The sequence below is a fragment of the Xanthomonas sp. NCPPB 901 genome (assembly GCF_056725085.1).
Genome location: NZ_CM161511.1, coordinates 4425555 through 4452517, shown reverse-complemented (window position 1 = coordinate 4452517; position 26963 = coordinate 4425555). Strand labels below are relative to the sequence as shown.

Annotated in this window: 20 protein-coding genes and 2 pseudogenes; 14 read left to right on the top strand and 8 right to left on the bottom strand. The window is 71.3% G+C overall.

Features of this window, described 5'->3' with window-relative positions:
- Positions 1 to 111: 111 nt before the first annotated feature.
- On the bottom strand, positions 112 to 585 hold the full coding sequence (locus AC1PME_RS18915; RefSeq protein ID WP_307546775.1) for a DUF4410 domain-containing protein: 474 nt from the start codon (positions 583 to 585) through the stop codon (positions 112 to 114).
- 87 nt (positions 586 to 672) lie between these two features.
- Positions 673 to 1458 (bottom strand): annotated as a pseudogene (locus tag AC1PME_RS18910) (transporter substrate-binding domain-containing protein).
- Between the two features lie 320 nt (positions 1459 to 1778).
- On the opposite strand from AC1PME_RS18910, the gene AC1PME_RS18905 reads away from it, so the two are divergent.
- Both AC1PME_RS18905 and AC1PME_RS18900 read left to right on the top strand, forming a co-directional pair.
- Positions 1779 to 2711: a hypothetical protein gene (locus AC1PME_RS18905; protein ID WP_481098151.1), complete on the top strand. Its 933-nt coding sequence runs from the start codon at positions 1779 to 1781 to the stop codon at positions 2709 to 2711.
- Positions 2712 to 3816: 1105 nt separating this feature from the next.
- Entirely contained in the window at positions 3817 to 4590 is a 774-nt protein-coding gene (locus AC1PME_RS18900) for a lytic transglycosylase domain-containing protein (protein ID WP_481096692.1), read from the top strand.
- 73 nt (positions 4591 to 4663) lie between these two features.
- Here the strand turns inward: AC1PME_RS18900 and treA are convergent, their stop codons facing one another.
- From treA to AC1PME_RS18875, 5 genes and pseudogenes are all read right to left on the bottom strand, one after another.
- The gene (gene treA, locus AC1PME_RS18895; RefSeq protein ID WP_481096691.1) at positions 4664 to 6358 is read right to left on the bottom strand and encodes an alpha,alpha-trehalase TreA; all 1695 of its coding nucleotides are present in this window, start codon (positions 6356 to 6358) and stop codon (positions 4664 to 4666) included.
- Between the two features lie 316 nt (positions 6359 to 6674).
- Positions 6675 to 7592: a GAF domain-containing protein gene (locus AC1PME_RS18890; protein ID WP_481096690.1), complete on the bottom strand. Its 918-nt coding sequence runs from the start codon at positions 7590 to 7592 to the stop codon at positions 6675 to 6677.
- 174 nt (positions 7593 to 7766) lie between these two features.
- Entirely contained in the window at positions 7767 to 10640 is a 2874-nt protein-coding gene (locus AC1PME_RS18885) for a M16 family metallopeptidase (protein ID WP_481096689.1), read from the bottom strand.
- 163 nt (positions 10641 to 10803) lie between these two features.
- A pseudogene (locus AC1PME_RS18880) lies at positions 10804 to 12250 on the bottom strand (cellulase family glycosylhydrolase).
- A 269-nt stretch (positions 12251 to 12519) separates the two neighbouring features.
- On the bottom strand, positions 12520 to 13977 hold the full coding sequence (locus AC1PME_RS18875; protein WP_481098150.1) for a cellulase family glycosylhydrolase: 1458 nt from the start codon (positions 13975 to 13977) through the stop codon (positions 12520 to 12522).
- Positions 13978 to 14288: 311 nt separating this feature from the next.
- Here AC1PME_RS18875 and AC1PME_RS18870 point away from each other — a divergent pair, with 311 nt between their 5' ends.
- Positions 14289 to 15962: a M28 family metallopeptidase gene (locus tag AC1PME_RS18870; RefSeq protein ID WP_481096688.1), complete on the top strand. Its 1674-nt coding sequence runs from the start codon at positions 14289 to 14291 to the stop codon at positions 15960 to 15962.
- On the top strand, positions 15959 to 16507 hold the full coding sequence (locus AC1PME_RS18865; RefSeq protein WP_481096687.1) for a hypothetical protein: 549 nt from the start codon (positions 15959 to 15961) through the stop codon (positions 16505 to 16507). Before AC1PME_RS18870 ends, AC1PME_RS18865 begins: the two co-directional genes overlap by 4 nt.
- Before the next feature lie 13 nt (positions 16508 to 16520).
- On the opposite strand, the gene AC1PME_RS18860 is transcribed toward AC1PME_RS18865, so the two are convergent.
- Positions 16521 to 18113, bottom strand: coding sequence for an APC family permease (locus AC1PME_RS18860; RefSeq protein ID WP_481096686.1), 1593 nt, complete (start codon positions 18111 to 18113; stop codon positions 16521 to 16523).
- A 249-nt stretch (positions 18114 to 18362) separates the two neighbouring features.
- Here AC1PME_RS18860 and AC1PME_RS18855 point away from each other — a divergent pair, with 249 nt between their 5' ends.
- The 10 genes from AC1PME_RS18855 (at position 18363) to AC1PME_RS18810 (ending at position 26952) form a co-directional block, all read left to right on the top strand.
- The gene (locus AC1PME_RS18855; RefSeq protein WP_481096685.1) at positions 18363 to 18785 is read left to right on the top strand and encodes a hypothetical protein; all 423 of its coding nucleotides are present in this window, start codon (positions 18363 to 18365) and stop codon (positions 18783 to 18785) included.
- Between the two features lie 10 nt (positions 18786 to 18795).
- Positions 18796 to 19245, top strand: coding sequence for a type II 3-dehydroquinate dehydratase (locus AC1PME_RS18850; protein WP_017908518.1), 450 nt, complete (start codon positions 18796 to 18798; stop codon positions 19243 to 19245).
- A complete protein-coding gene (locus tag AC1PME_RS18845) occupies positions 19226 to 19444 on the top strand; it encodes a hypothetical protein (RefSeq protein ID WP_481096684.1) in 219 nt (72 codons plus the stop codon). The genes AC1PME_RS18850 and AC1PME_RS18845 overlap by 20 nt, the downstream gene beginning before the upstream one ends.
- 155 nt (positions 19445 to 19599) lie before the next feature.
- Entirely contained in the window at positions 19600 to 19737 is a 138-nt protein-coding gene (locus AC1PME_RS18840) for a hypothetical protein (RefSeq protein ID WP_481096683.1), read from the top strand.
- Positions 19722 to 20189, top strand: coding sequence for a lasso peptide biosynthesis B2 protein (locus tag AC1PME_RS18835; protein WP_307546743.1), 468 nt, complete (start codon positions 19722 to 19724; stop codon positions 20187 to 20189). Before AC1PME_RS18840 ends, AC1PME_RS18835 begins: the two co-directional genes overlap by 16 nt.
- Complete coding sequence (locus AC1PME_RS18830) at positions 20186 to 21937, top strand: ABC transporter ATP-binding protein (protein WP_481096682.1); 1752 nt, start codon at positions 20186 to 20188, stop codon at positions 21935 to 21937. Before AC1PME_RS18835 ends, AC1PME_RS18830 begins: the two co-directional genes overlap by 4 nt.
- A 70-nt stretch (positions 21938 to 22007) precedes the next feature.
- The gene (locus AC1PME_RS18825; protein ID WP_481096681.1) at positions 22008 to 23195 is read left to right on the top strand and encodes a lipopolysaccharide biosynthesis protein; all 1188 of its coding nucleotides are present in this window, start codon (positions 22008 to 22010) and stop codon (positions 23193 to 23195) included.
- A gap of 165 nt (positions 23196 to 23360) precedes the next feature.
- On the top strand, positions 23361 to 24620 hold the full coding sequence (locus AC1PME_RS18820) for a hypothetical protein (RefSeq protein WP_481096680.1): 1260 nt from the start codon (positions 23361 to 23363) through the stop codon (positions 24618 to 24620).
- Positions 24617 to 25609 carry an NAD-dependent epimerase/dehydratase family protein gene (locus AC1PME_RS18815; protein WP_481096679.1) on the top strand — a complete coding sequence of 331 codons (993 nt, stop codon included), beginning with the start codon at positions 24617 to 24619 and terminating at the stop codon, positions 25607 to 25609. The genes AC1PME_RS18820 and AC1PME_RS18815 overlap by 4 nt, the downstream gene beginning before the upstream one ends.
- Positions 25606 to 26952 carry a hypothetical protein gene (locus AC1PME_RS18810; protein ID WP_481096678.1) on the top strand — a complete coding sequence of 449 codons (1347 nt, stop codon included), beginning with the start codon at positions 25606 to 25608 and terminating at the stop codon, positions 26950 to 26952. Before AC1PME_RS18815 ends, AC1PME_RS18810 begins: the two co-directional genes overlap by 4 nt.
- Positions 26953 to 26963: the final 11 nt, after the last annotated feature.

The following is a 26963-nucleotide window of genomic DNA, read 5'->3' as shown; positions in this document are numbered from 1 at the left end:
CTGAAGCCGCTCCTGCAGGGCAAGCAGGTTGTTCGAGGTGCGCTACAGGCCGCGCGGTGGCGCGCCTCGGTGTCCGTGCAGGACCGGGGCGGTCCTGCACGGGCGGCAAGACTACTGCAGTTGCTTGAGCCGCTCGACGATCTCTTCGGCGTGGCGCTCGATCAGGCCTTCGGAGGTGCCCCAGGCGGTGCTGTTGGTCGATTCCACGTCGAACTGCGCGGCGGTCTTGCCGTTGGCGTCGGCGATGTCGACCCGGCTCTTGATCTTGTCGCGCCCGGCCATGATGCCGGCCCAGAAGCGCGCGCCGTTGCTGCGCATGTAGTAGTGGTCGATGACGATGGTCATCTTGCGCGCGTTGGCCTGGCCCTGCACGCCGTGCAGGTGCGCCGCGTCCAGTTGTGCGTCGAGCTGGCGCCGGAACATGGCCAGGCTCTCGGCGTCGGTATCGGCGTTGCCGGTGAGCTGGTACCAGTAGGTTTCGGCGGTGGTCGCCTTGTAGCTCTGGTGCACCACGCTGTTGGTCGCGCAGCCGGTTGCCAGCAACATCACGCTCGCCAGCGCGAGCGTTTTCCATTGCAGTTTCATGCTCTCTCCTTGTCGATATCCCCAGGTGCCGGGACGAACGCCGCCGGCTGCGGCAGCATAGCGGCTGTGCGTGGGCCGGCGGGAGGTCTACGGCGTCGGTTCCGCCTCGCCCAGCCACGCGGCCACGACCCGGGCATAGGCGCCGCTGGCCTTGCTCAGGTGCAGCCATTGGTCGACGTAGGCCTTCCAGGCCACGTCGTCGCGCGGCAGCAGGAACGCCTTTTCGCTGTACTGCAGCGGTTGCTGCGGCGCCACCGCGCACAGGCCGGGCACCTGGCGCTGCTGGAAGCGCGCTTCGGAGGCGTCGGTGATCATGACGTCGGCGCGGCCCTCGCGCAGGTCGCGGAAGATGGCGGGGTTGTCGTCGGACAGGATCAGCTGCGCATGCGGCAGTTCGCGTCGGGCGAAGGCCTCGTTGGTGCCGCCGCGCGGTTCGATCACCCGCACCTCGGGGCGGTCGATCCGGGCGATGTCGCGGTAGCGCGCGCGGTCGGCGCAGCGCACCAGCGGGATCTTGCCGTCGACCTCCAGCACCGCACTGAACCAGGCCTGGCGCTACCGCGGCAGCGACACCGAGATGCCGCCGACGGCGATGTCGCAGCGATCGGCGCGCAGGTCCGGCAGCAGCGTCGGCCAGCGCGTGGGCACCCACTGCAGCTTTACCTCCAGGCTGTCGGCCAGTGATTGCGCCAGGGCGATGTCGATGCCTTCATAGCTGCCGTCGGCGCGCAGGCGGCTGTAGGGCGCGTAGTCGCCGGTGGTGCACACGCGCAGCACGCCGCGTTGCAGCACGCTGTCCAGGTGCGAGGGCGCGGCGTGCGCGGGCAGCGCCAGGGCGGCGCCGAGCAGGCCGGCGGCCAGGCGTCGGGTCATGCGGTTCTCCTGCGGCAGGGCGGGCATCGGTGCCCGCTGGCTGTACGCCGGCTGTCGCGCCGGCGGGGCGCGTCACCTTAGCCGTTTTCCGCATGTGCGGGCGCAATCCCTGGCACGACAAGGCCTTGCACGCACGCCGCGGCCGCAGGTGGCACCGTGTGGCGGATGGCGGCACGCGCCGGTAACGGAACTCACAGCACGCTGTACCGGTCCGTTCCCCGCACTCGCCACCGCCGCCTGCCCATGGATCTCCCACCGTCGTGACCGCCCGCCCCGCGCAAGACCGTTGGCTGCAGCTATGGGCGGCACTGGCGACCGTGATGATCCTGGCCTTGCTGGGGCGCTTGCTGTGGGGCGCGCCCTCGGCGCCGCCGCGGGCGGCGGCCGAGGATGCGCTGCGCCTGGTATTCCTGCCGCGACAGCCGGCACGCCGTGCGCCGGTCCCGCCGCAGGCGGCTGCGCGCACGCCCTCGCCCGCCGCGCACATGGCCGCCGCGGCGCGGCAAGCGCGCGCCGCCGCCGCGCCGCCGTCCTCGTCGACGCCGACCGCGCCGGTCGCGGCCGCGGCCACGACCGGCATGGCGGCGACGCTCTATACCGGCGATGGCCATCCGCGCCTGCCGGACGGGGTGGCGGTGGATCCGTTCGCGCAGGCGCAGGGCACGCCGCCAGGGACGCTCAATCCGCGCGACGTCGCCAAGTCCAAGCGCCTGCTCGAACGGCCCAACCCGATCGACTACCGGTCGACCCGTTTCGACAAGGACTGGGCCAGCGACGGCACCCTCGGCGATGTCGCCGTGCAGGGGATCGACCGGGCGATCAAGCAGCTGTTGCCCAAGAACACGCATCAGTCGGCCGTGGCGCGACCGCCGCCGGACGTGCGTTTCAACCCGGCGCTGCACGAACGCGCCAGCGACCTCGGCAGCGAGGCCACCGGCGACGCCTACAAGGCAGCGCCGATCGCGTTCGAAAAGGCCCCGGGGCTGGACGGCGAAGCCAGCCGGCGCATCCGCCAGCGCCTGGCCGAGCTGGAGCAACGCCGTGGCGCCTGCCCGGCGGCGCAGCGCGAGCGCCTGCTGGCGCCGGTGCGGGAGCACCTGGACGCGCTGCTGCACGTGGAAACCGCGATGGCCAAGGGCGCCGACCCGATCCGCGCACAGCAACTGCTGCCGCGCGAGGCCGACAGCGCCTACGACCTGGCGCGGCGTGCGCTGTGGTACGCCGATCAGAGGCTGGCGGCCTGCGCACCGTAGGTAAGCGTGCCGGTCGAAGGAGGCGCGCGATGGTAGTGGCCGCTTTAACCGCGAAGTGCGGAGGAGGTGGGCTATCCGGCCTTGGCAGCAGTCGGGACTGAAGTCCCTCCCACAGTGACCCAGCCGGCGCGTCGCAAGTCCTGCAGGAGCGGCTTCAGGGCACCTCCAATAGCGCCGGGACGCGTCCTGTAGGAGCGGCTTCAGCCGCGACGAATGAAGGAGGCGGGCTATCCGGCCTTGGCAGCAGTCGGGACTGAAGTCCCTCCCACAGTGCACCCAGCCGGCGCGTCGCAAGTCCCGCAGGAGCGGCTTCAGGGCACCTCTAGTAACGCCGGGACGCGTCCTGTAGGAGCGGCTTCAGCCGCGACGAATGAAGGAGGTGGGCTATTCGACCTTGGCAGCAGTCTGGACTGAAGTCCCTCCCACAGTGCACCCGGCCGGCGCGTCGCAAGTCCCGCAGGAGCGGCTTCAGGGCACCTCTAATAACGCCGGGGCGCGTCCTGTAGGAACGGCTTCAGCCGCGACGAACGAAGGAGGCGGGCTATCCGGTCTTGGCAGCAGTCGGGACTGAAGTCCCTCCCACAGTGCACCCAGCCGGCGCGTCGCAAGTCCCGCAGGAGCGGCTTCAGGGCACCTCTAGTAACGCCGGGACGCGTCCTGTAGGAACGGCTTCAGCCGCGACGAACGAAGGAGGCGGGCTATCCGGTCTTGGCAGCAGTCGGGACGGAAGTCCCTCCCACAGTGCACTCAGCCGGCGCGTCGCAAGTCCCGCAGGAGCGGCTTCAGGGCACCTCTAATAGCGCCGGGACGCGTCCTGTAGGAGCGGCTTCAGCCGCGACGAACGAAGGAGGCGGGCTATCCGGTCGGAAGCAGTCGGGACTAGAGTTCCTCCTACAGTGCCCAGCCAGCGCATCGAAAGTCCTTGTGGGAGCGGCTTCAGCCGCGACGCGCGAAGTCTGGCGGCACCCACGGTTTCGGCCATGGGTCGCGGCTGAAGCCGCTCCTGCCACGGGGCGTGCCGAAAGCGTGCCGAACCACCGCTCGTCACTCGCCTCGACGCGCGCTGCGCGATGATGCGCGCCCGTCCCGTCCGCTGGTGCCGCCGATGTCGCTTGCCCGTGCCGCGCTGTGCCTGCTGCTGTGCTGCGGTGTGGTCGCCGGCGCGTCTGCGCGCACCGTGTACCGCTGCGTGCGCGAGGGCACGGTCAGCCTGGCCACCGCGCCGGAGCCGGGCTCGCGCTGCACGCCGAAGGAACTGGACGATGCGGCGATCGCCACGCCCAATCTGTGGGGCAACCTGGGCGTGTTCAGCGGCACCCTGTACGAGCGCGAGCAGGACGGGCAACTGGTCTACTCCACGCGCAACCTGCCTGGCTCGCGGCCCTACCTGCGCTTCACCGCCGTGACCCCGCCAGGCGAGCGCGCGCACCCCGGCCTGGGCAAGCTCGGGGCGCCGCAACTGCAGGCGCACGCCAAGCAGTTCCGCGCCGCGGCGCGTGCCACCGGGGTGGACGAGCCGTGGCTGCGCGCGATCGCGCATGCCGAAAGCGGCTTCGACGCCGCCGCGGTCTCGCCCAAGGGGGCGCAAGGGGTGATGCAACTGTTGCCGGAGGTCGCCAAGGAATACGGCGTGCGCGATCCGTTCGCGGCCGACCAGTCGATCGCCGGCGGCGCACGCTACATGCGCGCGCTGCTGCGCCGCTACGCAGGCGATCGGGTGCTTGCCGCGGCGGCCTACAACGCCGGCATCGGCACGGTGGCGCGCTACGGCGGCGTGCCGCCGTACGCGGAGACCCGCGAGTACATCGACAAGGTGATGGCGCTGTACCAGCGCTACCGCGCCGCGATGGGGATCGCCGTGGAGACGCCGGCGCAGTAGCTGCGGCGCCTACCGCTCGCCATGACGCGTGTGCAGGCGGCCGCGGCATGGCCGCGGTGCCGCCGGCGGCGGCTCAGAGCGCCAACGCCTCCTCTTCCGGTTCCGCCTGCACCTGGGCATGCGAGGGTGCAGGCGCCGCGACGGGCGCCGCGTACAGGTCCATCAGCAACAGGGTCACGCCGTTGGTCCAGCCGAAGCCGTCCTGCAGCGCGTACTCGCCGCCGCCGCCGCCCTTGGCCTGTGCGTCCACCGCGTACTTCTCCACCAGCTTGTGCTGCTGCGCGAACAGCGCCTGCACCCGCGCCAGGAAGCGGCTGCCGATGCGCTGCGCCAGCGCGTCCTGGCCGTAGCGGCGCAGGCCGTCCACGGCGATCCATTGCAGCGGCGCCCAGCCGTTGGGCTCGTCCCACTGCTGGCCGGTATGCAGGCGCGTGGTCGCCACCCCGCCCGGGCGCAGCAACTGCGCCTGCACGGTGTCGGCGCTGCGCTTGGCCCGCGCCGGCGAGGCGGCGCCGACGAACAGCGGGTACAGCGCCGCCGCGGTCACCTGCTCGCGCAGCCGCCGCTGCTGCCAGTCGTAGTCGGCGTAGTAGCCGGCGTCGCTCCACAGGTGCTTGTCGATGGCCGCCTTGCGCGCGCTGGCCAGGGCGGCATAGTCGGTGTCGCAGCCGGCTGCGTCGGGGTGCTTGGCGCAGGCCAGGGCCAGGGTGCTCTCCAGGTGGTAGAGCAGGCTGTTCAGGTCGACCGGGACGATGGCGGTGGTGCGGATGCTGGCCAGGGTCTTGCGGTCGCCGAGCCAGCGGCTGGAATAGTCCCAGCCGCTCTCGGCGCCGGCGCGCAGATCGCGGTACACCTCGGCGGCGGGGCGGTCCTTGGCCTCGGCGGCGGTGCGCACGTCGTGCAGCCAGGCTTCCGGGCGCGGTGTGTCGCGGGCGTCCCAGTAACGGTTGAGCAGGCTGCCGTCGGCCAGCCGCACCACATGTGCATGCGCACTGCCCGGGGCCAGGGTCTGCGCGCCTTCCATCCAGTACGCGTATTCCTTCTGCAACTGCGGCAGGTAGCGCGCGTAGGCGGCGTCGCCCTCGACCTTGGCCTGCAACTGCACCATATGCGAGAAGAACGGCGGCTGCGAGCGGCTCAGGTAGTAGGTGCGGTTGCCGTTGGGGATGTGCCCGTAGCTGTCGATCAGGTAGGCGAAGTTGTCCAGCATCTGCCGGCTGCGCTCGTGCTCGCCGCTTTCCACCAGGCCGAGCATGGTGAAGTAGGAATCCCAGTAGTAGACCTCGCGGAAGCGCCCGCCCGGCACCACGTAGGGGTGCGGCAGCGACAGCAGGCTGCTGTAGGCCGGCACATCGACCTGGCGGCGTACCAGCAGCGGCCACAGCGCGTCGATGTGCTCGCGCAGGCCGGTGTCCTGGCGGATCGCCTCGGTCTGCACCGGGCCGGATTCCTCGAAGTTGGCGGCGACGAAGCGGCGCAGGTCGAAGCCGGGCTGCTGGCGCTGCGCCAGATAGTCGGCGTTGATCAGCGCCGGGTCGCGCAGTGGCAACGCGTCGACGAAATGCTTCTGGTCGTCGAACAGTTCCTGCCGCTGCACCGCCTGGAACAGTTCCGGGTAGGCCAGGTCGGGCGTCTGCGGCGGCGGTACCGGCGCGGTCAGCGTCGTCGCGGGCGCGGCCTCCGCCATGGCGGTATCGGCGGTGCCGAGCAACAGGCCGAGCGACAGGCTCAGCAGCGGGGTGCAGCAGGGAGGAGCGGCATGGCTCATGTCGGGTCCAGAGCAGGATGCGTGCGGCATGGTAAACGACCGAAGCGGGGACGGGGGGGCGCGGCCGGACCCGGCTGCGCCGCCGCCGATCCCGTCCTGGCGGCCGCGCGCCGCCCGGCTCGCACCGGTGAAGGACCGCAACGCCCCGAAGCATGCAAGAACGGGGCCGCGGCTGCGGCGTGGGCTGCAGCGCGGGGCTGGCAGGCGGCGCGTTTCGCCTCCCGGATGGTCGGCACAGCACCCGCCCGGGTCGGGGCGGCGGGTCGTTCAGCGCGCCACCAGCGGCCGCGCGCGCAGGTCGGCGTCCGCCCGCGGGTCAGGGCGCCTGCGACCGCTGGCGGTCCTTTTCGGCGCTGAGCGCGGCTTCGGCGCGCAGGAACACCTGCCCGATCGGCTCGTCCGCCCGATCGGCCTGGGCATCGCCGACCAGCACGGTCAGCCCGAGCGCCTGCTGCCGCGCGGCGATCTCGCGCAGGCCGCGCAGCTTCTGCTCGGCATCGGCGCCATGCAGCATGACGATGAACTCGGCATGCTCGGTGGCGCGGTCGACGCTGTCGGCGCCGCCATCCTGCACATAGCTGGCCAGGGTCCGGTCGAGCTGCTGCAGGCTGCTGCCGAGCAGACGTTCGCTCTGCCGCTCGGCCAGCGCGGCCAGTTCCTGCACTTCCAGGATCACCACCCGGTAGCGGCCGTCGGCGCCGGCGCCGTGGGCGTCGGCGGCGTGCGGTTGCAGGATCGCCTCGCGCTCGCGTTGGAGGGCGTGGCGGCGTTCGTCGAGCAGGCGCATGGCGGTGCGCGCCAGCGCGCGCAGGCCCTCGCGCTGGGCGTCGGTGAGCTGGCGCGGCGCGGTGTCCAGCACGCACACGGTGCCCAGCGCGACGCCGTCCTCGGTGACCAGCGGCATGCCGGCATAGAAGCGCGCGCCGGTATCGCCGCGCACCACCTGCATGTCGGAAAAGCGCGGGTCGTCGGCGAGGTCGGTGACCTCGAGCATGCGGTCGGGATGGCGGATGGCGTGATCGCACACCGCCTGGCTGCGCGCGGTCTGCGGCGGCTCCAGGCCCAGCCGGGCCTTGAACCACTGCCGGTCGCGGTCCAGCAGCGACAGCAGGGCGATCGGCGTGTCGCACAGTGCGGCGGCGATCTGCACGATGTCCTGGTAGGCGGCCTCGGGCAGGCTGTCGACGATGCGGTAGCTGTCGAGGACACGCTGGCGCTGGGCTTCATCGGTCATGGGCGGCGTCGGGTCTGGCGCGGATCGCGAGGCGCAGCACCATACCGCAGGGCGTGGCGATGTCGCGTGGACAAGCGCGCAAGCGTGACGCGGTGCACGCCGAAGGGCGGTGAGCCGCATCACGCGCCGCGCCGCGCTGCGATCGCCTCGCAGCGCGGCGCGGGTGTCGGCCGATCAGCGCTTGATCGGCTGGCCGTCGCTGTCCAGCACCTGCACCTCGCCCAGCTTCAGCGCGCGCACCGGCGCTTCGATCTGCTTGAGGTCGCCGACGATCACCCAGGTCATCGCCTGCGGCGCCACGATCTCCTTGATCGCCGCTTCCGCTGCCGGCTGGTCGACCGCTTCCAGGCGCGTCTTCAGCGTCTGCACGTAGTCGTCCGGGCGGCCGTACTGGACGATGCCTTCCATCGCGCCGAGCACCGCACCGGTGGTCTCGAAGCTGCCCGGCAGGGCGCGCACGCGCTGTTCCTTGATCTTGGCGATCTCGTCGACGGTCAGCGGCTTGTCGCCGACCACGGCCTTGGCTTCCTTGAGGATCTCGGCGGCCGATTCGGCGGTCTTGTCGGTCTGCACCGGAGCGAAGAACAGGAACGGGCGCTGGCCGATCGCGTCGATCATGAAGCTGTTGGCGCCGTAGGCCCAGCGCTTGTCCTCGCGCAGGTTCATGTTCAGCCGCGAGGTGAAGGTGCCGCCGAAGGCGCCGTTGGCCACGCCGATCGCCAGGTTGTTCGGCGCCTTGGTCGAGGGCGCCAGCAGGCCGGCCAGGATCAGCGATTGCGGGGCGTCGTCGCGGTTGATCAGGAACACGCGCGGCTTGGGCTGCGCGGCCACCTGCGGCAGGGTCTTGGTCGGACGCTTGCCGGCCGGGGCCTGCCAGTCGCCGAACGCGGCATCCAGCTGCGGGATGATCTTGGCCAGGGTGGTGTCGCCGGCGACCAGGATGCGTACGTTGTCCGGACGCAGCCAGTTGTTCTGGAACGCGCTCAGGTCGCTGGCGGTCAGGCTCTTGATCGCCGCCTCGGTGCCGGTGCCGGTGAGCGGCACGCCGTAGGGATGGGTCGGGCCGTACAGCAGCGGCGGCAGGGTGCGCAGCGCCAGGCCCTGCGGCTGGGTCTTCTCCTGCGCGATCGAGGCCAGCCACTGGCCGCGGATGCGCTCGATGTCGTCGGCCTTGAACGCGGGGTTGCGCACGATGTCGGCGAACAGCGCCAGCGACGGCGCCAGCTGGTCGTTGAGCGCGTTGAGCGAGGCGTCGCAGCTGTCCAGTTCGCAGGACACGCTGGTCATCGCGCCCAGGCGCTGGCGGCGCTGCGCCACGTCCACCGAATCCAGGTTGCGGGTGCTTTCGTTCATCAGCGCCGCGGTGAAGTTGGCGGTGCCGAGCTTGCTGCCGCGGTCGGTCGCGTAGCCGGCATCGAACAGCAGCTGGATCTGCGTGACCGGGATGGTGTGGCGTTCGGCCAGCACCACCTCGATGCCGTTCTTCAGCTTGCCGCGCTGCAGCTGCGGGAAGCTCAGGCTCGGGAACTGGGTGGTCTCCGGCACGCCGGCGGCGCGGTCCACCTGGGTCTTGCCGACGCTGTAGTTGCCCTTCGCCGGCAGCTTCGGCGCGGGCTTGCCCGGGGCCGCCGGCAGCGGCTTGACCGCCTTGTCCTCGGCCGCCGGGTCGAAGCCCTCCGGCGCCGGCAGCACGGTCAGCAGGTAGTCGCCCTTGCCGAACCAGGTGTCGGCGGCCTTGCGCACGCTGGCGACGGTGGCGTCCTGCGCGCGCTCCAGGTCCTTCTTGTAGGCGCCCGGATCGTTGCGGTAGACCTGACCCTCGGCCAGCACGGTGGCCTTGCCGCCGAAGCCGCCGACCTTCTCCAGGCCGCGCACGAAGCCGGCGCGGTAGCCGATCTGCGCGCGCTGCAGTTCGTCGGCGGTGGGGCCTTCGGCCAGGAACTTCTGCAGTTCGTCGGCGATGGCGGCCTCGACCTTGGCCGGATCCACGCCTTCCTTCACGTCGGCGGTGATCTGCAGCTGGCTGGCCAGGGCGAAGGGCTGCAGGCCGGCGGAGACGTCGTCGGCCAGCTTGTCGCGGTAGACCAGGCGCTGGTACAGGCGGCTGGTCTTGCCGCCGCCGAGCACGGTGGTGGCCAGGTCCAGCAGCACCGCGTCGTCGGTGCCCAGCTGCGGCGCGACCCAGGTGCGGTAGATGCGCGGCTGCGCGACGTGGTCGTGCTGCACGCCGCGGGTCTGCTTGGCCAGCGGGGTGATCCACGGCTGCTGGCGCGGCACCGGGCGGCCGGCGGGGATGTCGCCGAAGTACTGCTCGGCCTTGGCCTTGGCCTGCGCCACGGTGATGTCGCCGGCCAGCACCAGGGTGGTGTTGGCGGCGCCGTAGTTGTCGTGGAACCACTGCTTGACGTCGTCCAGCGAGGCCGCGTCGAGGTCGGCCATCGAGCCGATGGTGTCGTGCTGGTAGGGATGGTTGGCCGGGAAGATGTTGGCCAGGATGTTTTCGTCGACGCGGCCGTAGGGGCGGTTCTGGCCCTGGCGCTTCTCGTTCTGGACCACGCCGCGCTGGGTGTCCAGTTCCTTCTGGCCGATCGCGCCGAGCAGGTGGCCCATGCGGTCGGACTCCATCCACAGCGCGGTGTCCAGCGCGGTGGTCGGCACGGTCTCGAAGTAGTTGGTGCGGTCGAACCAGGTGGTGCCGTTCATGTCGGTGGCGCCGACCTTCTCGAACGGCTGGAAGTAGGTGCCCTTGTGGTTCTCCGAGCCGGAGAACATCAGGTGCTCGAACAGGTGCGCGAAGCCGGTCTTGCCCGCCGGCTCGTCGCCCGAGCCGATGTGGTACCAGATGCTCACCGCCACCACCGGCGCCTTGTGGTCCTCGTGCACCACCACGGTCAGGCCGTTGGGCAGGGTGAAGCGGGTGTAGGCGATCTCCGGCGCGGTCGCCTGGCTCGGCGCGGCCGCGGCCAGGGCCGGCGGCGCGGCCACCAGGGCGGCGCCGGTGCCGAGGGTGAGGATGCTGGAGATCAACAGCGACAAGGGTCGGAGCATGGGCCGGGCCTGAGTGTGGGACAGTGCGCCAGCATAGAGGCGCGGCGGCGGCCGCGGGAACGTGACTGATGGCACACCGTGGGGCGTGCCGGGTGGGCGGCATGGCGCGCGGCCATTCCCGGGAAATGGCCGCGCGCGTGGCGTCAGCGCCGCAGCGGAGCGCTCAGCGTGCGGCGCAGAAGCCGAACTCGGCGGTCGCGCCGGGGGCCAGGGTCTTGTTCCAGTCCACGCCGCTGGCGCTGAGGGTGGTGCCCGATTGGGTCCAGGTGGCGTTCCACAGGTTGCTGACGGTGCCGCTGATCGACAGGGTGGCGCTCCAGTCGCCGCGGCTGCCGCCGGTGTTGGTCACCTGCACGCGGTTGCAGTAGCCGGCGCTCCAGTCGCTGTCCACCAGCACCTTGGTGCTGAAGCTGCTGCCGGACGGCGGCGGCGTGGGCGTTCCGCCGCCACTGTTGTCACCGCCACCGCCACGGCCAGCATTGCCGCTGCCGGCGCCGTCCCACAGCTGCTTCAGCAGGGTCACCTTGTCGGTGCGCACCGTGCTCCAGTCGTCGTTGAGGATGCCGCCGGTGTCGCCGCTGTTCGGGTTCCACGACCAGTAGAAGCCGCTGTGGATGCCCTTGCCGATCAGGTAGTCGACCAGCGCGTTCTGCCACTGCACGTCCAGCGGGTTGCCCTGGCCGTACTTGCCGCCGAACTCGCCCAGCAGCAGCGCATGGCCGGCCTGGACGAACCGGCCGAAGTGCTGCTCCCAGATCGCCGGCATGTTGGCCGGGAAGTTGGCCGCGCTGAAGTAGGACTGCATGGACACGTCCGGCCCGTACACGTGCGGGGCCAGCAGCAGGCGGTTGGCGGGGATGGCCAGCGGGGTGCAGGCCAGCGGCTCCAGGTTCTCGCCCCAGAAGTGCGCGGTGCCGCTGGAACAGGTCGACGTGTCGGCGATGCCCTCGACCACGATCAGCCAGTTCGGCGCCAGCTTCAGCACCGCCGCCGCCGCGCGTTCGGCGGCCTTGTTCCAGTCGGTGGCGGCGTTGCCGCTGCCCCAGGTGGCGGCGCCGTGCGGCTCGTTCTTCAGGTCCAGGCCGATCACCCCCGGCACCGACGCGTAGCGCTTGGCGACGAAGCTCAGATCGTCCAGCCATTGCTGTTCGCTGTAGCTGCCGGTGTACCAGAGTTCGGAGATGGCGTTGCAGTCCGGCGTGTGGTGGTCGAGCAGCACGTACATGCCGCGGCTGCTGAGTTCGTTGATCACCTTGTCCAGGATCTGCAGCGAGATTCAGGCCTTGCAGGTCCGGGTTGCGGCTGTAGTCGATGCTGCCGGGCGACACCGCCTGCAGCGTCTGCGGGCAGAGCGGCAGGCGCACGGCGTTGAAGCCCAGGCCCTGCATCTGCGTGATCATGTCCTTCCAGTTGCGCGCCCACAGGCCGTGCACGATGTGCTGGGACGTTTCGAAACCGAACCAGTTGACGCCGCGCAGCTGCACCGCGTTGCCGGCGTCGTCCACCACCTTGCCCTGCTGGATGGCGTAGCTCCAGGCCGAGCCGCTGGCGAGCACGAGCGTCGCGGCCAGCAGGCAGCGGGTGAGGCGGGAATGCAGGGACCGATTCATCGCGTTGGCTCCGATGGCGGCCGGTGCGGAATGCGCCAGCCAAAGGGGGCGGATGCTGGCGGCCATGATCGGCAGTGGTGGCCGCGGCGATCGTGATCGCCATTTCAGAAGACGCGCTTGTCCACCGATTGCGTGCGGCAGGCGCGGCGCAGGCGCCGCCTTGGCCCGAGTTTACGCGAGCGCGCGCGACAGAAACGCCAACGGCAGCGTCGCGGGACGCTGCCGTTGGCAAGGTCACGGCGCGATGCGCGCCGTGCGCGGGTGCCGCCTCAGCGGGCCGCGCAGAACCCGAACTCGGCGGTGGCGCCGGGGGCCAGGGTCTTGTTCCAGTCCACGCCGCTGGCGCTGAGCGTGGTGCCCGACTGCGTCCAGGTGGCGTTCCACAGGTTGTTGACGGTGCCGCTGATGGACAGGGTGACCGCCCAGTTGCCGGTGGCGCTGCCGCTGTTGGTCACCTGCACGCGTTCGCAGTAGCCGGCGTTCCAGTCGCTGTCGACGATGATCTTGGTGCTGAAGCTGGCGCTGCCCGGGGCCGGCGTGGGCGTCGGGGTCGGCTCCGGCGTCGGCTCCGGGGTGGGCGACGGCGTCGGAGCGGGCGTCGGCGTGGTGCCGCTGGTGTCGCCCCACAGCCGCTTCAGCCCGACCATCTTCTCGGTGCGCACGGTGGTCCAGTCGTCGTCGAGCACGCCGCCGGTGTCGCGGCTGTTGGGGTTCCATGCCCAGTAGAAGCCGCTGCGGATGTTCTTCTTGATCAGGTAGTCGATCAGCGCCTTCTGCAGCACCGGATCCTGCGCCTGGTTGCGGCCTTCGTTGCCGCCGAACTCGCCGATCATCATGGCGTAGCCGCGCTGGGTCAGCTGGCCGAACTGGCGCTCCCAGATCGCCGGCATGTTGGCCGGGAAGCTGCCGTCGCCGAAGTAGGGCTGCCAGTTCACGTCCGGGCCGTACACGTGCGGCGACAGCAGCAGGCGGTTGGCCGGCACGTTGAGCTTGGTGCAGGTCAGCGGTTCCAGGTTGCCGCCCCACCAGTAGCCGTAGCTGCTGGAGCAGGTCGGGTTGTCGGTGATGCCCTCGACCACGATCAGCCACTTCGGTGCCACCTTCAGCACCGCCGCCGAGGCGCGCTCGACCGCCTTGTTCCAGTCGGTCTTGAGGTTGCCGGTGCCCCAGGTGTTGCGCCCGTTCGGCTCGTTCTTCAGGTCGATGCCGATCACGCCGGGCACCGACGCGTAGCGCTTGGCCACGAACGTCAGGTCGCTGAGCCACTGCTGCTCGCTGTAGGAGTCGGTGTACCAGAGCTCGGAGATGCCCTGGCAATCGGGCGAGTGGTGGTCCAGCAGCACGTACATGCCGCGGCTGCTGAACTCGTTGACCACCTTGTCCAGCACCTGCAGCGAGCTCAGGCCCTGCAGGTCCGGGTTGCGGCCGTAGTCGATGCTGGTCGGGGCGACGCCGCGCAGGGTCTGCGGGCAGAACGGCAGGCGCACGGCGTTGAAGCCCAGGCCCTGCATCTGCGTGATCATGTCCTTCCAGTTGCGCGCCCACAGGCCGTGCACGGTGTGCGCGCTGCCTTCGAAGCCGAACCAATTGACGCCGCGCAGCTGCACCGCGTTGCCGCGGTCGTCCACCACCGTGCCTTTGCTGACCGCGTAACTCCAGGCCGAACCGCTGGCGGCCAGCAGCGCGGCGGCCAGCGCGCAGCGGGTGATGCGGGTGAGGGGGGACATCGCCATTTCTGCAGGTCTCCGGAAGCGAGCCGGCCCCGCAGTCGGAGCGGCCCAGGATGAGGGGGGGGCAACGGACTCCAGGCCCGGCTCGGGTGGAAGCCGGGGCGGGCACGCGGATCGGCGGGGGCCACCGGATCGGCGCGGCCCCGCGATGCGCGAGCGCCGCATTAGAGCATGTTCAGCTTCGTATTTGAGTGGTTTATCACAATAAATTTTTGCGACAGCGCACGCATGGGGGTCGTTCGACCCATCCCGGCCCGGTGTGGGCGCCGCTACACTCGGTCCTCTTTGTGTCTACCGAGGGGAACTCCGTGAAACACCCGATCGTGAGCCTGCTGGCCCTGGCGCTGTCCGGCGCCTGCCTGGCGGCGCCGCCGCCCGCACCGACCTTCGACACCCAGCGCCTGTCCAGCGACGTCAAGACGCTGGCCTCCGACGCCTACGAGGGCCGCGCCCCGGGCTCGGCGGGCGAGGAGAAGACCGTGGCCTACCTCAGCGCGCAGTTCCAGGCGGCCGGGCTGCAGCCCGGCGGCGACCTGCGCGACGGCAAGCGCCTGTGGACCCAGGCGGTGCCGCTGCGCCGCGCCGACATCGTCGGCACCCCGCAGCTGGCGATCGCCAGCGGCGACCAGCGCCAGGCCCTGACCCAGGGCCAGCAGATCGCCGTGCGCGCCGCGCTCGACGGCAGCAGCCAGGTGACCCTGGACGGCGCGCCGCTGGTGTTCGTCGGCTACGGCGTCAAGGCGCCCGAGCGCGGCTGGGACGACTTCAAGGGCGTGGACCTGAAGGGCAAGATCGCGGTGGTGCTGATCAACGATCCCGACTTCGAGACCGGCAAGGGCGCGTTCGACGGCAAGGGCATGACCTACTACGGCCGCTGGACCTACAAGTTCGAAGAGGGCGCGCGGCAGGGCGCGGCCGGCGTGCTGATCGTGCACGAGACCGCGCCGGCGTCCTACGGCTGGGCCACCGTCGCCAACTCCAACACCAACAGCATGTTCGACGTGGTCCGCGACGATCCCAAGGCCGTGCACCCGGAGCTGGAGGGCTGGATCCAGCGCGGTCTGGCGGTGGAGCTGTTCAAGCGCGCCGGGCTGGATTTCGATGCGCTGAAGAAGCAGGCGCAGTCGCGCGACTTCAAGCCGGTGGAACTGAAGGGCGAGCGCCTGTACGCCGACTACGCGGTGAAGTCGGAAGTGATCACCTCGCACAACGTGGTCGCGCGGCTGCCCGGCAAGACCCGGCCGGACGAGACCCTCATCTACACCGCGCACTGGGATCACCTGGGCGTGGGCGCGCCCGACGCCAAGGGCGACCGCATCTTCAACGGCGCGCTGGACAACGCCAGCGGCGTCGCCGCGCTGCTGGAACTGGCCCGCGCCTTCGCCAAGGGGCCGGCGCCGCAGCGCTCGGTGGTGTTCATGGCGGTCACCGCCGAGGAGAAGGGCCTGCTCGGCTCGGAGTACTACGCCTCCAAGCCGCTGTATCCGCTGGCGCGCACGGTGGCGGTGATCAACATGGACGGCATGAGCCCGTTCGGGCCCTCGCGCGATTTCGGCATCTACGGCACCGCCAAGCTGGAACTGCTCGACGACCTCAAGCGCGTGGCCAAGGGCTGGGATCTGCGCTACACGCCCGATCCGAAGCCGGAAGCCGGCTACTTCTTCCGCTCCGACCACTTCTCCTTCGCCAAGCGCGGCGTGCCGGCGCTGTCCTTCGCCGCCGGCCAGGACTGGGTGGACGGCGGCGTGGCGGCCGGCAAGGCGGCCGCGGACGACTACACCGCCAAGCGCTACCACCAGCCCGGCGACGAATGGCAGCCGAACTGGACCTTCGCCGGCGCCGCGCGCGACATGCAGGTGCTGTACACGCTGGGCGAGGAACTGGCCAACTCGCCGCAGTGGCCGAACTGGAGCCGCGACTCCGAGTTCCGCGCCACCCGCGACGCCAGCGCCACGCAGCGCCAAGCCGCGTCCGCCAAGTGAGCCACGGCCCGTTGCCGCCTGCCTCGCAGGCGGCCTCGGACCCGCCGCCGGGCGCGCTCGCGGAAGGGGCCGATCCGGTCGAGGCGGACGCCGGCAACGATCCGCTGCCGCGCTGGCTGGTCGGCGTTGGCGTGGCGGTGGCGTTCCCGCTTGTCGGGCCGCCGCTGGGGACCGTGGTGGTCTGCCTGCCGATGATGGCGGTCGCGTCGATCTGGGGTGGTGCCCACTCCGGAGACCTTGGCGTCGGGCTGCTGTTGCTCCTGGGGATCGCGCTGTATTCCTACCTGTTCGGCGTTTTGCCGGCCTTGCTGACCGGTCTGGTCGCCGTCCGCGCCTGGCCGCGCCTGCGCGGCTGGCGCGCGCATCTGCGCATCGGCCTGGTCGGCGCGGGGTTCTCGGCGGCGTGCATCGGGGTGGCGATCGCGCTGCTCGACGGTTACGCAGGCATGGCGGCGATCGCCGGTGCGATAGGCCTGTGCGCGCTGGCCGGCTTCAGCGGCGCGACGCTGCTGTCGCGGGCGCTGGAAGCCTTGCGCCGCGGCTGAGCGCCGCCGCGGCTCAGGCGGCGCTGGCCTGCTGCAGCGACGGAGTGCGCCAGCCGGCGCGCACGCCCCAGAAGTAGAAGCCCAGCGCGACCACGCCGACCACCACCAGGTCCGGCCCGTAGGACAGGTAGCCGTGGCCGCCGAAGGTGGTGCTGCCGGCCCACGACAGCAGGGCGATGGTCGGCAGGTAGGCGATCAGCCAGCTGGCGCCGCGCAGGTGCCGGCGGAAATCCTTCCAGCCGTCGCGCTGCTGGTAGTAGGCGTACACCGGCAAGGCCACCAGCATCAGCAGGATGATCTCGCCGGTCAGCGGCCAGCGCGCCCAGTACAGCAGTTCGGTGGCCAGCACGAAGGCCGCCGCGGCCAGCACCGGCAGGCCGGCGATGCGCAGCGGGCGGTGCATCTCCGGCGCGTGCTTGCGCAGCGCCATGGCGCTGATCGGGCCGGTGAGGTAGGAAATGATGGTGGCCACCGAGATCACCGCCGCCAGCGTGCCCCAGCCACGGAAGAAGAACAGGAACAGGTAGGACACCAGCAGGTTGAAGAACATCGCCGGGCGCGGCACGCCCCAGGTCGGATGCACCCGGCCCAGCACCTTGGGCATGGTGCCGTTGCGCTCCATGCCGTAGATCATCCGCGCGGTGGTGGCGGTGTAGGTGATGCCGGTGCCGCTGGGGCTGACGAAGGCGTCCACGTACAGCAGCATCGCCAGCCAGTGCAGGTTGACGATGATCGCCAGCTGCGCGAACGGCGAGCGGAAGTCGATGCCGTGCCAGCCGGCCTTGGCCAGCAGGTCCGGGGGCACCGCGCCCAGGTAGGCCACCTGCAGCAGCACGTAGACCACCGTGGCCAGCGCGATCGAGCCGAGCACCGCGAACGGGATGCTGCGCCCGGGATTACGCGCCTCGCCGGCCAGGTTCACCGGGCTCTGGAAGCCGTTGAAGCTGAACACGATGCCGGCGGTGGCCACCGCGGTGAGCACTGCGGCGAAGTCGATGGTGTGGCTGCCGCCGTGCAGGCCGACGCTGAAGTTCTCGCTGTGGAAGCCGCTGGCGATCAGCGCCACGCCGGTCAGCGCCGGCACCACCAGCTTGAACACGGTGATCAGGCTGTTGGAGCGCGCGAACAGCTTCACGCTCCAGAAGTTCAGCAGGAAGTACACCAGCACCAGCACCGCGGCGATGCACAGGCCGGGGACCGACAGCTCGCCGGCGCCGCCGGGCTGCTGCACGTACAGTTCCTGCGCCCACTGCCACGGCCAGGACGCCATGTACTGCACCGAGGCCTCGGCCTCCACCGGGATCACCGACACGATCGCGATCCAGTTGGCCCAGCCGGCGATGAAGCCGACCAGCGAGCCGTGCGAGTAGTGGCTGTAGCGGACCATGCCGCCGGACTCGGGGAACATCGCGCCCAGCTCGGCATAGGCCAGGGCGATGGTGGTGACGATCGCCGCGCCCAGCACCCAGGCCCAGATCGCGCCCGGGCCGGCCAGCCCGGCGGCGCGCCAAGCGCCGAACAGCCAACCGGAGCCGATGATCGAGCCCAGGCCGGTCAGCATCAGGGCGAACGGGCCGACATCGCGGCGCAGGGCGGAGTGGGTCATGGGCGAGTCCGGGCGGCGGCGGGAAGCGGGGGATGATCGCATAAAGCCGGGAATCGGGATTGGGGAATGGGGAATCGGAAAAGCGGCGCACCGTTGGCCGAACCTTCCTGGCTTGCGCTCCTCGATTCTCCATTCCCGATTCCCGATTCCCCCTTACGCAAGCTTTACGCCCCAGGCCCACTTCTGCCATGGAACGCTTATGCGGCGCGCGCGCAGACTGCGCCCCGTCCTCTCCATTGGATGTGTTCCATGTCGATTCTGCTGATCCAGGGCCCGCATCGCGATGCGTCGGCCACCGCCGCGGCGCAGTGTCTGGCCGCGTCCCATGCCGCGCAGGTGGTGCCGGTGGCCTGCGCCGATGCCGCGCAGATCGTGGCGCGGCTGCGGCAAGGCGCGTGCGACGGCACCGAACTGGTGCTGCTGGATTCCGGCGAGTTGCCGGCGTCGGAGCTGGCCGATCACGGCGCGCAGCTGTGCGCGGCGCTAGAGGCGCTGGGCCACCCGTACATCGAGGTGCACGATGCCAGCGCGCAGGCGCTGGAGCCGCTGCTGCACCCGCGGCACGCGCCGTTGCTGACGGTGATCGCCAACGGCGCGCTCGCCGACAGCTACGCGATCGCCCTGGGCGTGGCGCAGCGCCGGTTCGGCGCGCGCGCGGCGCTGGCCAACTGAGGGCGCCGCCATGTCGATCCTGTTGCTCCGTGGTCCGGACTGCGTGGCCGGCCATCGCGGCCGCCCGGCGCGCATCGCTCCGCCGGTGATGCGGCAATTGCTCGCCCATGCCGGGCGCGCCGGCAAGACCCTGGCCGTGCGCGGCTGCGCCAGCGAGCGCGAACTGCTGCAGGCGCTGGCCCAGGCCGACCAGGCCGGCGTGGAGATGCTGCTGCTGGATCCGGGCGCGTGTTCGGACAGCGCCGTCACCGCCGACGCGGTGGCGCACCTGCGTCGGCCCTACGTGGAAGTGCACGACGATGCCAGCGATCGCCGCGAAGCCTGCCTGTGCGCCGCATCGGGGCAGCGCCTGGGCCAGGTTGGCGGCTACTGCGCACAGGGCTACGCGCTGGCGCTGTCGATCGCGCTCGAACACCTGGGCTGCAACGGCTACGAAGGCGATGTCCACGTCGGCACCTGAGCGCGCGCGCCACTACCTGGCCGACTACGAGGCCTACAGCTTCGGCCAGCGCGTGGCCTGGGGCACCCTGGCCCACACCTGGGCCGAGCCGGCGCCGCTGGACCCGGAGCGGCTGCTGTGCCGCCTGCGCGCGCAGGCGGCGCACCGCCACGGCGTGGACAGCAGCGAGATCCGCATCCGCAGCGTGAGCCGGCTGTAGCGCAGGCCCCTCGCGCGCCACGGCGCCGGCGTGCCAGGCGCGGGACACATTTGCTAGGCTGGCGCGTCCGCGCTTGCGCCATGGCCGCTCGGCAACGCGCCGCGGCGTCGATTGCGCCGGTTCCCGCGGTCGTCCTCTCTGCGCAGGTATCGCCCATGTCCGTCGTGTCGCCGCTTCCGCGTTCGCGCCTGCCGACAGTCCACCGCGTCGGTTCGGTGGTCGTCGCCGCGCAGGGCGCTGCGGTGCGCGCCGCGCGCCTGCGGCAGCGGGAAGATGCATGCCTGGCGGCCTGAGCGGCTTCCTGCGCCTGCCCCGGTTCGAACGCTGCCTGCTGCTGCCGGCCTGGGCGCTGTTGGGCGTGGCGCGCGCGGCGGTGCTGGCACTGGGATTTCGCCGCCTGGCGCCATGGCTGGGACGCGCCGTGGCGGAGCCGCCGCCGGCGCCGACGCTGGACGCGCGCGCGCACCGCCGTGCCATCCAGATCGGGCGGACCTTGCGTCTGGCGGCGCGGCATACGCCGTGGCAGTCCAATTGCCTGGCGCAGGCGCTGAGCGCGCGTTGCCTGCTCGGCCTGTTCCGGGTGCCGCACATGCTGTGCTTCGGCGTGGCGCGGGCGTCGGGAACGGCGTCGCTGCAGGCGCATGCCTGGGTGCTTGCGGGGGCCGTGCGGGTCACCGGCGGTGGCGGCGTGGAACGCTTTGCCCGGGTCGGTTGCTTCGTGGCGCCGGCGGAGACGCGGCGATGACGGCGTGGCGGGCCTTGTCGCGGCTGCTGGGATGGGCGCCGCGCGGTCGTCTGTTCGGCGTGTGCATGCTGATGCTGCTGGCCGGTGCCAGTGAAGGCATCGGCGTCTTGTTGCTGGTGCCCTTGCTCGGCGCGCTGCAGGGCGGGGAGGCGACCCGTGGCGGTCCGGTCGCGCATGCCGTCGGCGACGCCGTGGGTGCGCTCGGGTTGTCGCCCGGTGCGCCGCTGCCGCTGCTGGCGCTGTTCTGCGCGCTGGTGCTGTTGCGCACTGCCATCCATTACGCCCGCGAGCGCGCCGCCGCGCACTTGCAGCAGGACGTGGCCGAGCGCCTGCGCGAGGCCAGTTTCGCCGCATTGCTGGAGGCACAATGGCGCTGGCTGGTGGCCCAGCGCAGCAGCGACCATGCCAGCCTGATGTTGACCGAAGTGGAGCGGGTCGGGGTCGGGCTCGGCCATGCACTGCTCATGCTCGCATCCCTCGCCACGGCCGTCGTCTATCTGCTGGCGGCCTTCGTGTTGGCCGGGACGCTGGCGTTGGCGACGGTCGTCGCGGGTGCGCTGCTGCTGGTGCTGCTGCTCGGTCGCCGCCGCCGCGTGTTGCGGCTGGGAGGCGCGCTGACCCAGGCACGACAGCGCCTGCATGCCGGCCTGCACGACAGCCTGGCCGGACTGCGCCTGGCCAAGATCCTGGGGGCCGAGCCGCGTTATCGCGCTGTCGTGCAACGCGATGCGACGGCGGTGCGCGACCTGCAGGTGGGCTTCGCTTCGGGCCTGGCGCTGTCCAAGGCCCTGTTGCACAGTGCCGCCGCGGTCCTGCTGGCCGCATACGTGCTGCTGGGTCTGCAGGTCTGGCATCTGCCGCTGACCGAGTTACTGATCCTGGTGGTGATGTTCGCGCGCTTGCTGCCATTGCTGAACGTGGTGCAGCAGCAGCACCAGTACTGGTTGCACACGGTGCCTGCGTTCCTGGAAGTGGAGCGGCAACTGGCGCAGGCGCGCGAGTGGTCCGAGCCGGCGCTGCCGCCGCGTGCCATCGACTGGCAGGTCCAGGTGCAGATCGCCTTGCGCGATGTGCAGGTGCGCTATGCCGGGCGCGAGGCGCCGGCCTTGCAGCAGATCTCGCTGGTCTTGCCGGCGCGCACCACCACCGCCATCGTCGGCGCCTCCGGCGCGGGCAAGAGTACGCTGGCCGATGTGCTGTGCGGTTTGCTTGGCCCGGACCAGGGCGCACTGGAGATCGATGGGGTGGCCCTGGATGCGCATGCGCGCCGCAGCTGGCGGCACGCGGTGGCGTACGTGTCGCAGGACACCTTCCTGTTCAACGACAGCATCCGCAACAACCTGCTGCTGGCCGCGCCGCACGCCGATGCGGCAGCGCTGCACCTGGCCCTGGAGCGGGCCTCGGCGCAGTTCGTGCACGCGCTGCCGCAGGGATGGGACACCGTGATCGGCGATCGCGGCACGCGCCTGTCCGGCGGCGAGCGGCAGCGCCTGGCGCTGGCGCGCGCGCTGTTGCAACGGCCGGCGTTGCTGATTCTGGACGAAGCCACCAGCGCGCTGGATCACGACAACGAAGCGCGCATCCGTGCCGCGATCGAGCGCTTGCACGGCGATCTGACCGTGGTGGTGATCGGCCATCGGCTCGCCTTGCTTGAACGCGCGGACCAGGTGGTGGTGCTCGAGCAGGGCCGGGTGCGTGCGCAAGGGCGCTGGCACGAGGTGGCTGCGGCATGGACCGGCGCGGCATGAGCGGCCACGCAGCCGGCCGCTGCGGATGAGCGGGCTTCGCCGGTCTGCCTGGCGCACGGGCGCCGGTGCGTTGTCCGCGCAATGGGGCGCGATCCTGTGCGTGGCGGCGGTCTCGCTGGGGCTGTCGGTGTGGCTGGCGCGCAGCATGCAACCGGACGGATTCGGCCGTTACGCCTATCTGCTCAACCTGGCGACCTTGCTGGCGCTGGCCCAGGATGCGGGCATGCGGACCCTGGTGCTGCGCGAGCGCGTGGCGCCCAGTGCGGCGCTGGCCGGGGCCGCGGCGGCGTTGCCGGGCCTGGCGCGCGGGCATCTGCTGCTGGCGACGCTGTCGCTGGTGGGCGCGGCGCTGCTGCTGCCGCGCGGCAGCGGCGATCCGGCATTGGGTTGGGCGGTGCTGTGCTTCGCCGCGGTGACCCTGTCGCAACTGGTCTCGGCGCAACTGAAGGGCGCCGGGCAGTGGCGCCGCGAGGCACGCTGGCAGGTCGGCGCCCGCGCGCTGAGCGCGCTGTCGATCGTCCTGGCGGTGCTGCTGCTGGGCGCCCGTCCCGAGGTGGTGTTCGCGGCCTGGACCGTGGGGCTGCTGCTGGCGTACGCGCTGCTGGGCCGGGACCTGCACGAGCGGCCGCGCTGGCGGCCGCAGGTTGCGGTGTATCGCGCCGCGGCCGGCTTCCTGTGGATCGATCTGGCGACCTGCCTGTATCGACGCAGCGACATCGTCATCCTGCACCGCGCGGTGTCGCCGGCCGAGGTCGGCCAGTATGCCGCGGCCTATCGCCTGTTCGATGGCGTGCTGTTGCTGGCTGCGCCGGTGGCGCTGCTGTTCTTCCGGCGCCTGCGCCTGACCCGTGCCGATCCCGCGGCCGCGCAGCGTCTGCAGCGCCGTAGCCTGGCCGCCGCGGCGCTGGCCGGTATCGTCCTGGCGATCGCCGGCGCCGCGCTCGGCAGCTGGGTGGTCGGGTTCCTGTACGGGCAGGCGTACCGGTCTACGGCCGGACCGCTGGTGGGGTGGCTGTTCGTCGCCTTCGTCTTCGTGTTGCCCAACTACGTGCTGACGCAAACGGCGATCGCGCTCGAGCGCCAGCGCGGCTACATGATCGGCGCCGGTCTGGCGGCCGCGACCAACCTGGCGCTCAACCTGCTGCTGACGCCGCACTACGGCGCGCGCGGCGCAGCGATGGCGACGATCGCCACCGAGGCGGTGCTGGCGGCGACGTTGTGGCTGGGACTGCGCCGCGGCTCGGCAGCGCAGGCCTGACGTGCGTGCGCATTGCCGCCATCGCGACCCGTGTGGCACAGTGCCTGCCCATCCAGCCGCAGGCCGACCGGGGAGGCCTTGCCATGTCGCTCGCGGCTCCGTGCCGGGCTGGTGCCCACCTTGTATCCGAACACGGCGATGGATCCGATGCCTGGCAGAGACGATGTGCGTGACCGTGGCGACGATGCGTCCCTGGGCGACCTGGTACTGGAGTTGCTGCGGTTCTATCGGCAGTTCGGCCGCCTGCTGATTCCCGTGGCCGTGCTGCTGGCGTTGGCCGCCGCCGTGCTGGTCGCGCTGCGACCGCTCTACAGCGTCAGCGCGTTGCTGGACACGCCGCAAATGACCCTGGAACAGTGGCGGCGCCTGCAGCCGATGCTCTCGGACCGGCAACTGGTCGCCGATTCGGTGGCGGCCGCCGCATTGCCGGCGGAACTGCGCCAACGCGTGCAGCGGCAGTTCCAGCAGCCGCGCTACTGGCAGACGCACGTGCAGTACCGCAGCGCGGTCGAACGCGACGATATCCGCCAGCAGGTCAATATCGATCCGAAGACGGTCGGTGCGTTGGGCCTGGAAGTGACGCTGATTGCACGCGACGATGCGTCCGCCACGCGGCAGTTGCAGGCGATCGCCCAACACGTGCGCCAGGCAATGCTGTGGGGTGGCCTGCGCGATGCGCTGGACGGCATGCGCCAGCAAACCCGGGAAAAACGGCCGGAATTGCAGATCGCGCAGATCCAGCAACAGTTCGCCATCCAGCAGAGCACCCAACAGGCCGCGGACATGCAGGCCCTGCTGGAGCGCTATCCGGAACTGCGGCGCAGCGAGGTCAACACGGTCGTCTCGGTCGGCGATGGCGGCGGCAAGTATCTCTCGCCGCTGGCGCAGATCGTGGCGCTGCAGGCCACCATTACCGAAACCCGGGCCAATCTGCGGCAAGGGCAGCGCGAACTCGAGCAACTCGACTGGAAGCAGCGGTTCCTCGTGTGCGCCGATCGGCGCGCACCCACGCTGTATTCGGGCCAGGCGCTCGCGTCCTGGCTGCAGGCATGCCGCACGGCGGTCTTTGCCGATAGCGCGGAGACGGAGACGGACTCGGTACGCCGGCAGGTGGCGCGCGAGATCGACCTGACCCTGGCGCAGCAACTGGGCCGGTCGCAACAGGTGCGTTACCGGGCGCTGCCAGCGTTGTCGGCGACGCCGGTGCCGGCGCGGCGACCGCTGCTGGTCGCCGCCGTGGTGTTCGCTGGTTCGTTGCTGGCGATGTCGTTGGGGCTTGGCATCTATGTCGCGGCCCGGCGCCTGCGCGATCCGTCCGCACCCTGGTCGGCGCAACGCGATCCGCTGTTCGCGTGGCTGCCGGCCGCAGTGCGCCGCCGCCTGCTGCCCGAGGATGCGCCGCCGCGCGTGCAGGAGCGGCCGTGAAACGGGTGCTGGTGACCGGTGCCGCCGGCATGATCGGTCGCCGGTTGGTCGCCGCGTTGTTACAGCGTGGCGATGCGGTGGCCGGACTGGACGATCTGTCCAGCGGGATGGCATTTCCCGACGGCTTGCACATCGCCGCGGTCGCTGACGTCCGCGAGACCGCGGCGGTGCTGGCGTGCCTGCGCGACTTCCGCGCCGAGGCCGTGGTGCATCTGGCCGCGGTCCACCATATCCCGACCTGCGAACTGCAGCGCATGCATTGCCTGCAGGTGAACGTGGTCGGGACCGAAAGCGTGCTGCACGCTGCCGCCGAGGCCGAGGTGCAGCAGGTGCTGATCGCCTCCAGCGGGGCGGTGTACGCCTGGGGCCAGGAGGCGCTGGACGAAGCCGGCAGCCCCACCGAGGCACGCGACAACTACGCGCTGTCCAAGCTCTGCAACGAAGGCCAGTTGCGCCTGTGGTGCGCGCGCGGCAGCGGGCGCCGCGGCCGGGTGGCGCGCCTGTTCAACTGCATCGCCCACGACGACCCGAATGCGCACCTGATTCCCGACATCCTGGCGCAACTGGCCGCCGATCCGTCGCCGGCGCCGCAGGTGCGGCTGGGCAACCTGCAGCCGCGGCGCGACTACCTGCATGCCGACGATGCCGCGGCGGGCCTGCTGGCACTGCTCGACGACGCGCGGGCGGAGCCGGCCTACGATGTCTTCAACCTGTGTTCCGGCGTGGAGCACTCGGTCGGCGAACTGGTGGCGGAACTCGGCACCTTGCTTGGCCGCGTCCCGCACGTGGAGGTGGATCCGCAACGGCAGCGTCCGCACGATCGTGCACACCAGCTCGGCAACCCGGCCAAGGCGGGAGCGGTGCTGGGCTGGCGCACGCGCTGGACCCTGCGCGAGGCGTTGCGACGGACCCTGGCAGCGGAGCAGGCCGTTGCCACCGGCGTCACTGCACACCATGCGCCGGTTGCCGGATCGTCCGCCCTGCCATGAGCGCGGCCGCACGCATGCGCGCGGGCTTCGTCTCCGGCGCGCTACTGTACGCGCTGGGGCAGGGCTGCGCGCTGCTGTTCCAATGGCTGCTGTTGCGCCAGTTCGGCCTGCACGGCTATGGCGAGGTGGGACTGACGCATCTGGGATTGACGACGGTGCTGTTTCTGGCCGATCTGGGATATGCCTCGCTGTTCCTGCGCGAGGATCCGGCGACGCCGGGCTGGGAGACGCGCTGGCGGCAGGCGCTGCGCCACCGGCTGCTGGCCACCGTGGTGCTGGACCTGGCCTGGGTCGCCGCGGCCGGCTGGTCCTGGCAGTGGCATGGCCCAGGCTTCGGCTATGTGCTGGCGGTGCTGCCGGCCACCGCCTTCGGCCTGGTCGGCTACTCGGCGCCGTTGCTGGCGCAGGGGCGGCGGCTGGCGGGATTCGCCGTGCAGCAGGTGGCGATGCCGGTGGCGATCCTGGCCTGGCTGCTGCTGCGGCCATTGCCGGGCGGTGGCGGCGCCGCCGGTGCCGGCATCGCCGTGAGCATCGGCTATCTGGCGCAGGCGCTGCTCAACCTGGCGGTGTTCGCCGCGCCGCTGCGCCTGCTGTGGCCGCAGCGCGGCCAGGGCCGCCACCTGCTGGGCACGGCGGTGCAGCTGTCGCTGATGGGGATCGTCGGCATCCTGCACGACCGATTGACGCCGCTGCTGCTAGCAGCGGTGGCGCCGGCGTTCCTGCCGGTGTATCTGTTCCTGGGGTATCTGCTGAATGGGGCCAGCGGCGTGTTCAACCAGTTCAACCGCCTGCTCCTGGCCGAGGCCGCCAGCGAGGCCGGCCAGCACTGGGCGCAGTCGCTGATCTCGCTGGTGCTCGGCGGCGCGGCGCTGGGCGCGCTGCTGCTGCCGCTGGCGACCGCGGCGTGGGGCACCGCCGCGCAACGCGCATGGTTGCCGTGGGCGACGCCGGTGCTGGCCGGCGGCGCCACCGTGCTGCTCAGCAGCGTGCTGGCGGCGCTGCTGATCGGGCGCCATCGCGAACGTGCGCTGTTGCGCCTGCTGCTGATCGGGGTGCTGTGCAGCGTCTTGCTGCAACTGGCCGCTGCGGCATGGCCGGCGCCGCAGCTGCTGCTGTGGGGGCGGTTGCTGTGCCTGCTGGGCATCGCTGCCGCGAGCCTGCATCTGTGCGGCCTGCGTCTCAACGGCGGCGGCGTTGCGGCGCTGCTCGCGGCCTTGCTGGCGGCCTCGCTCTGCGGCGGACGCAGCGGCTGGACGTTGGCGGCGGCGCTGCTGCTGCCGGCGCTGTGGACGGCGTGGCGCCAGCGCAGCCTGTTCGCGCCCGCGCCGGAGCGTGCGGCGTGACGCCGTCATCG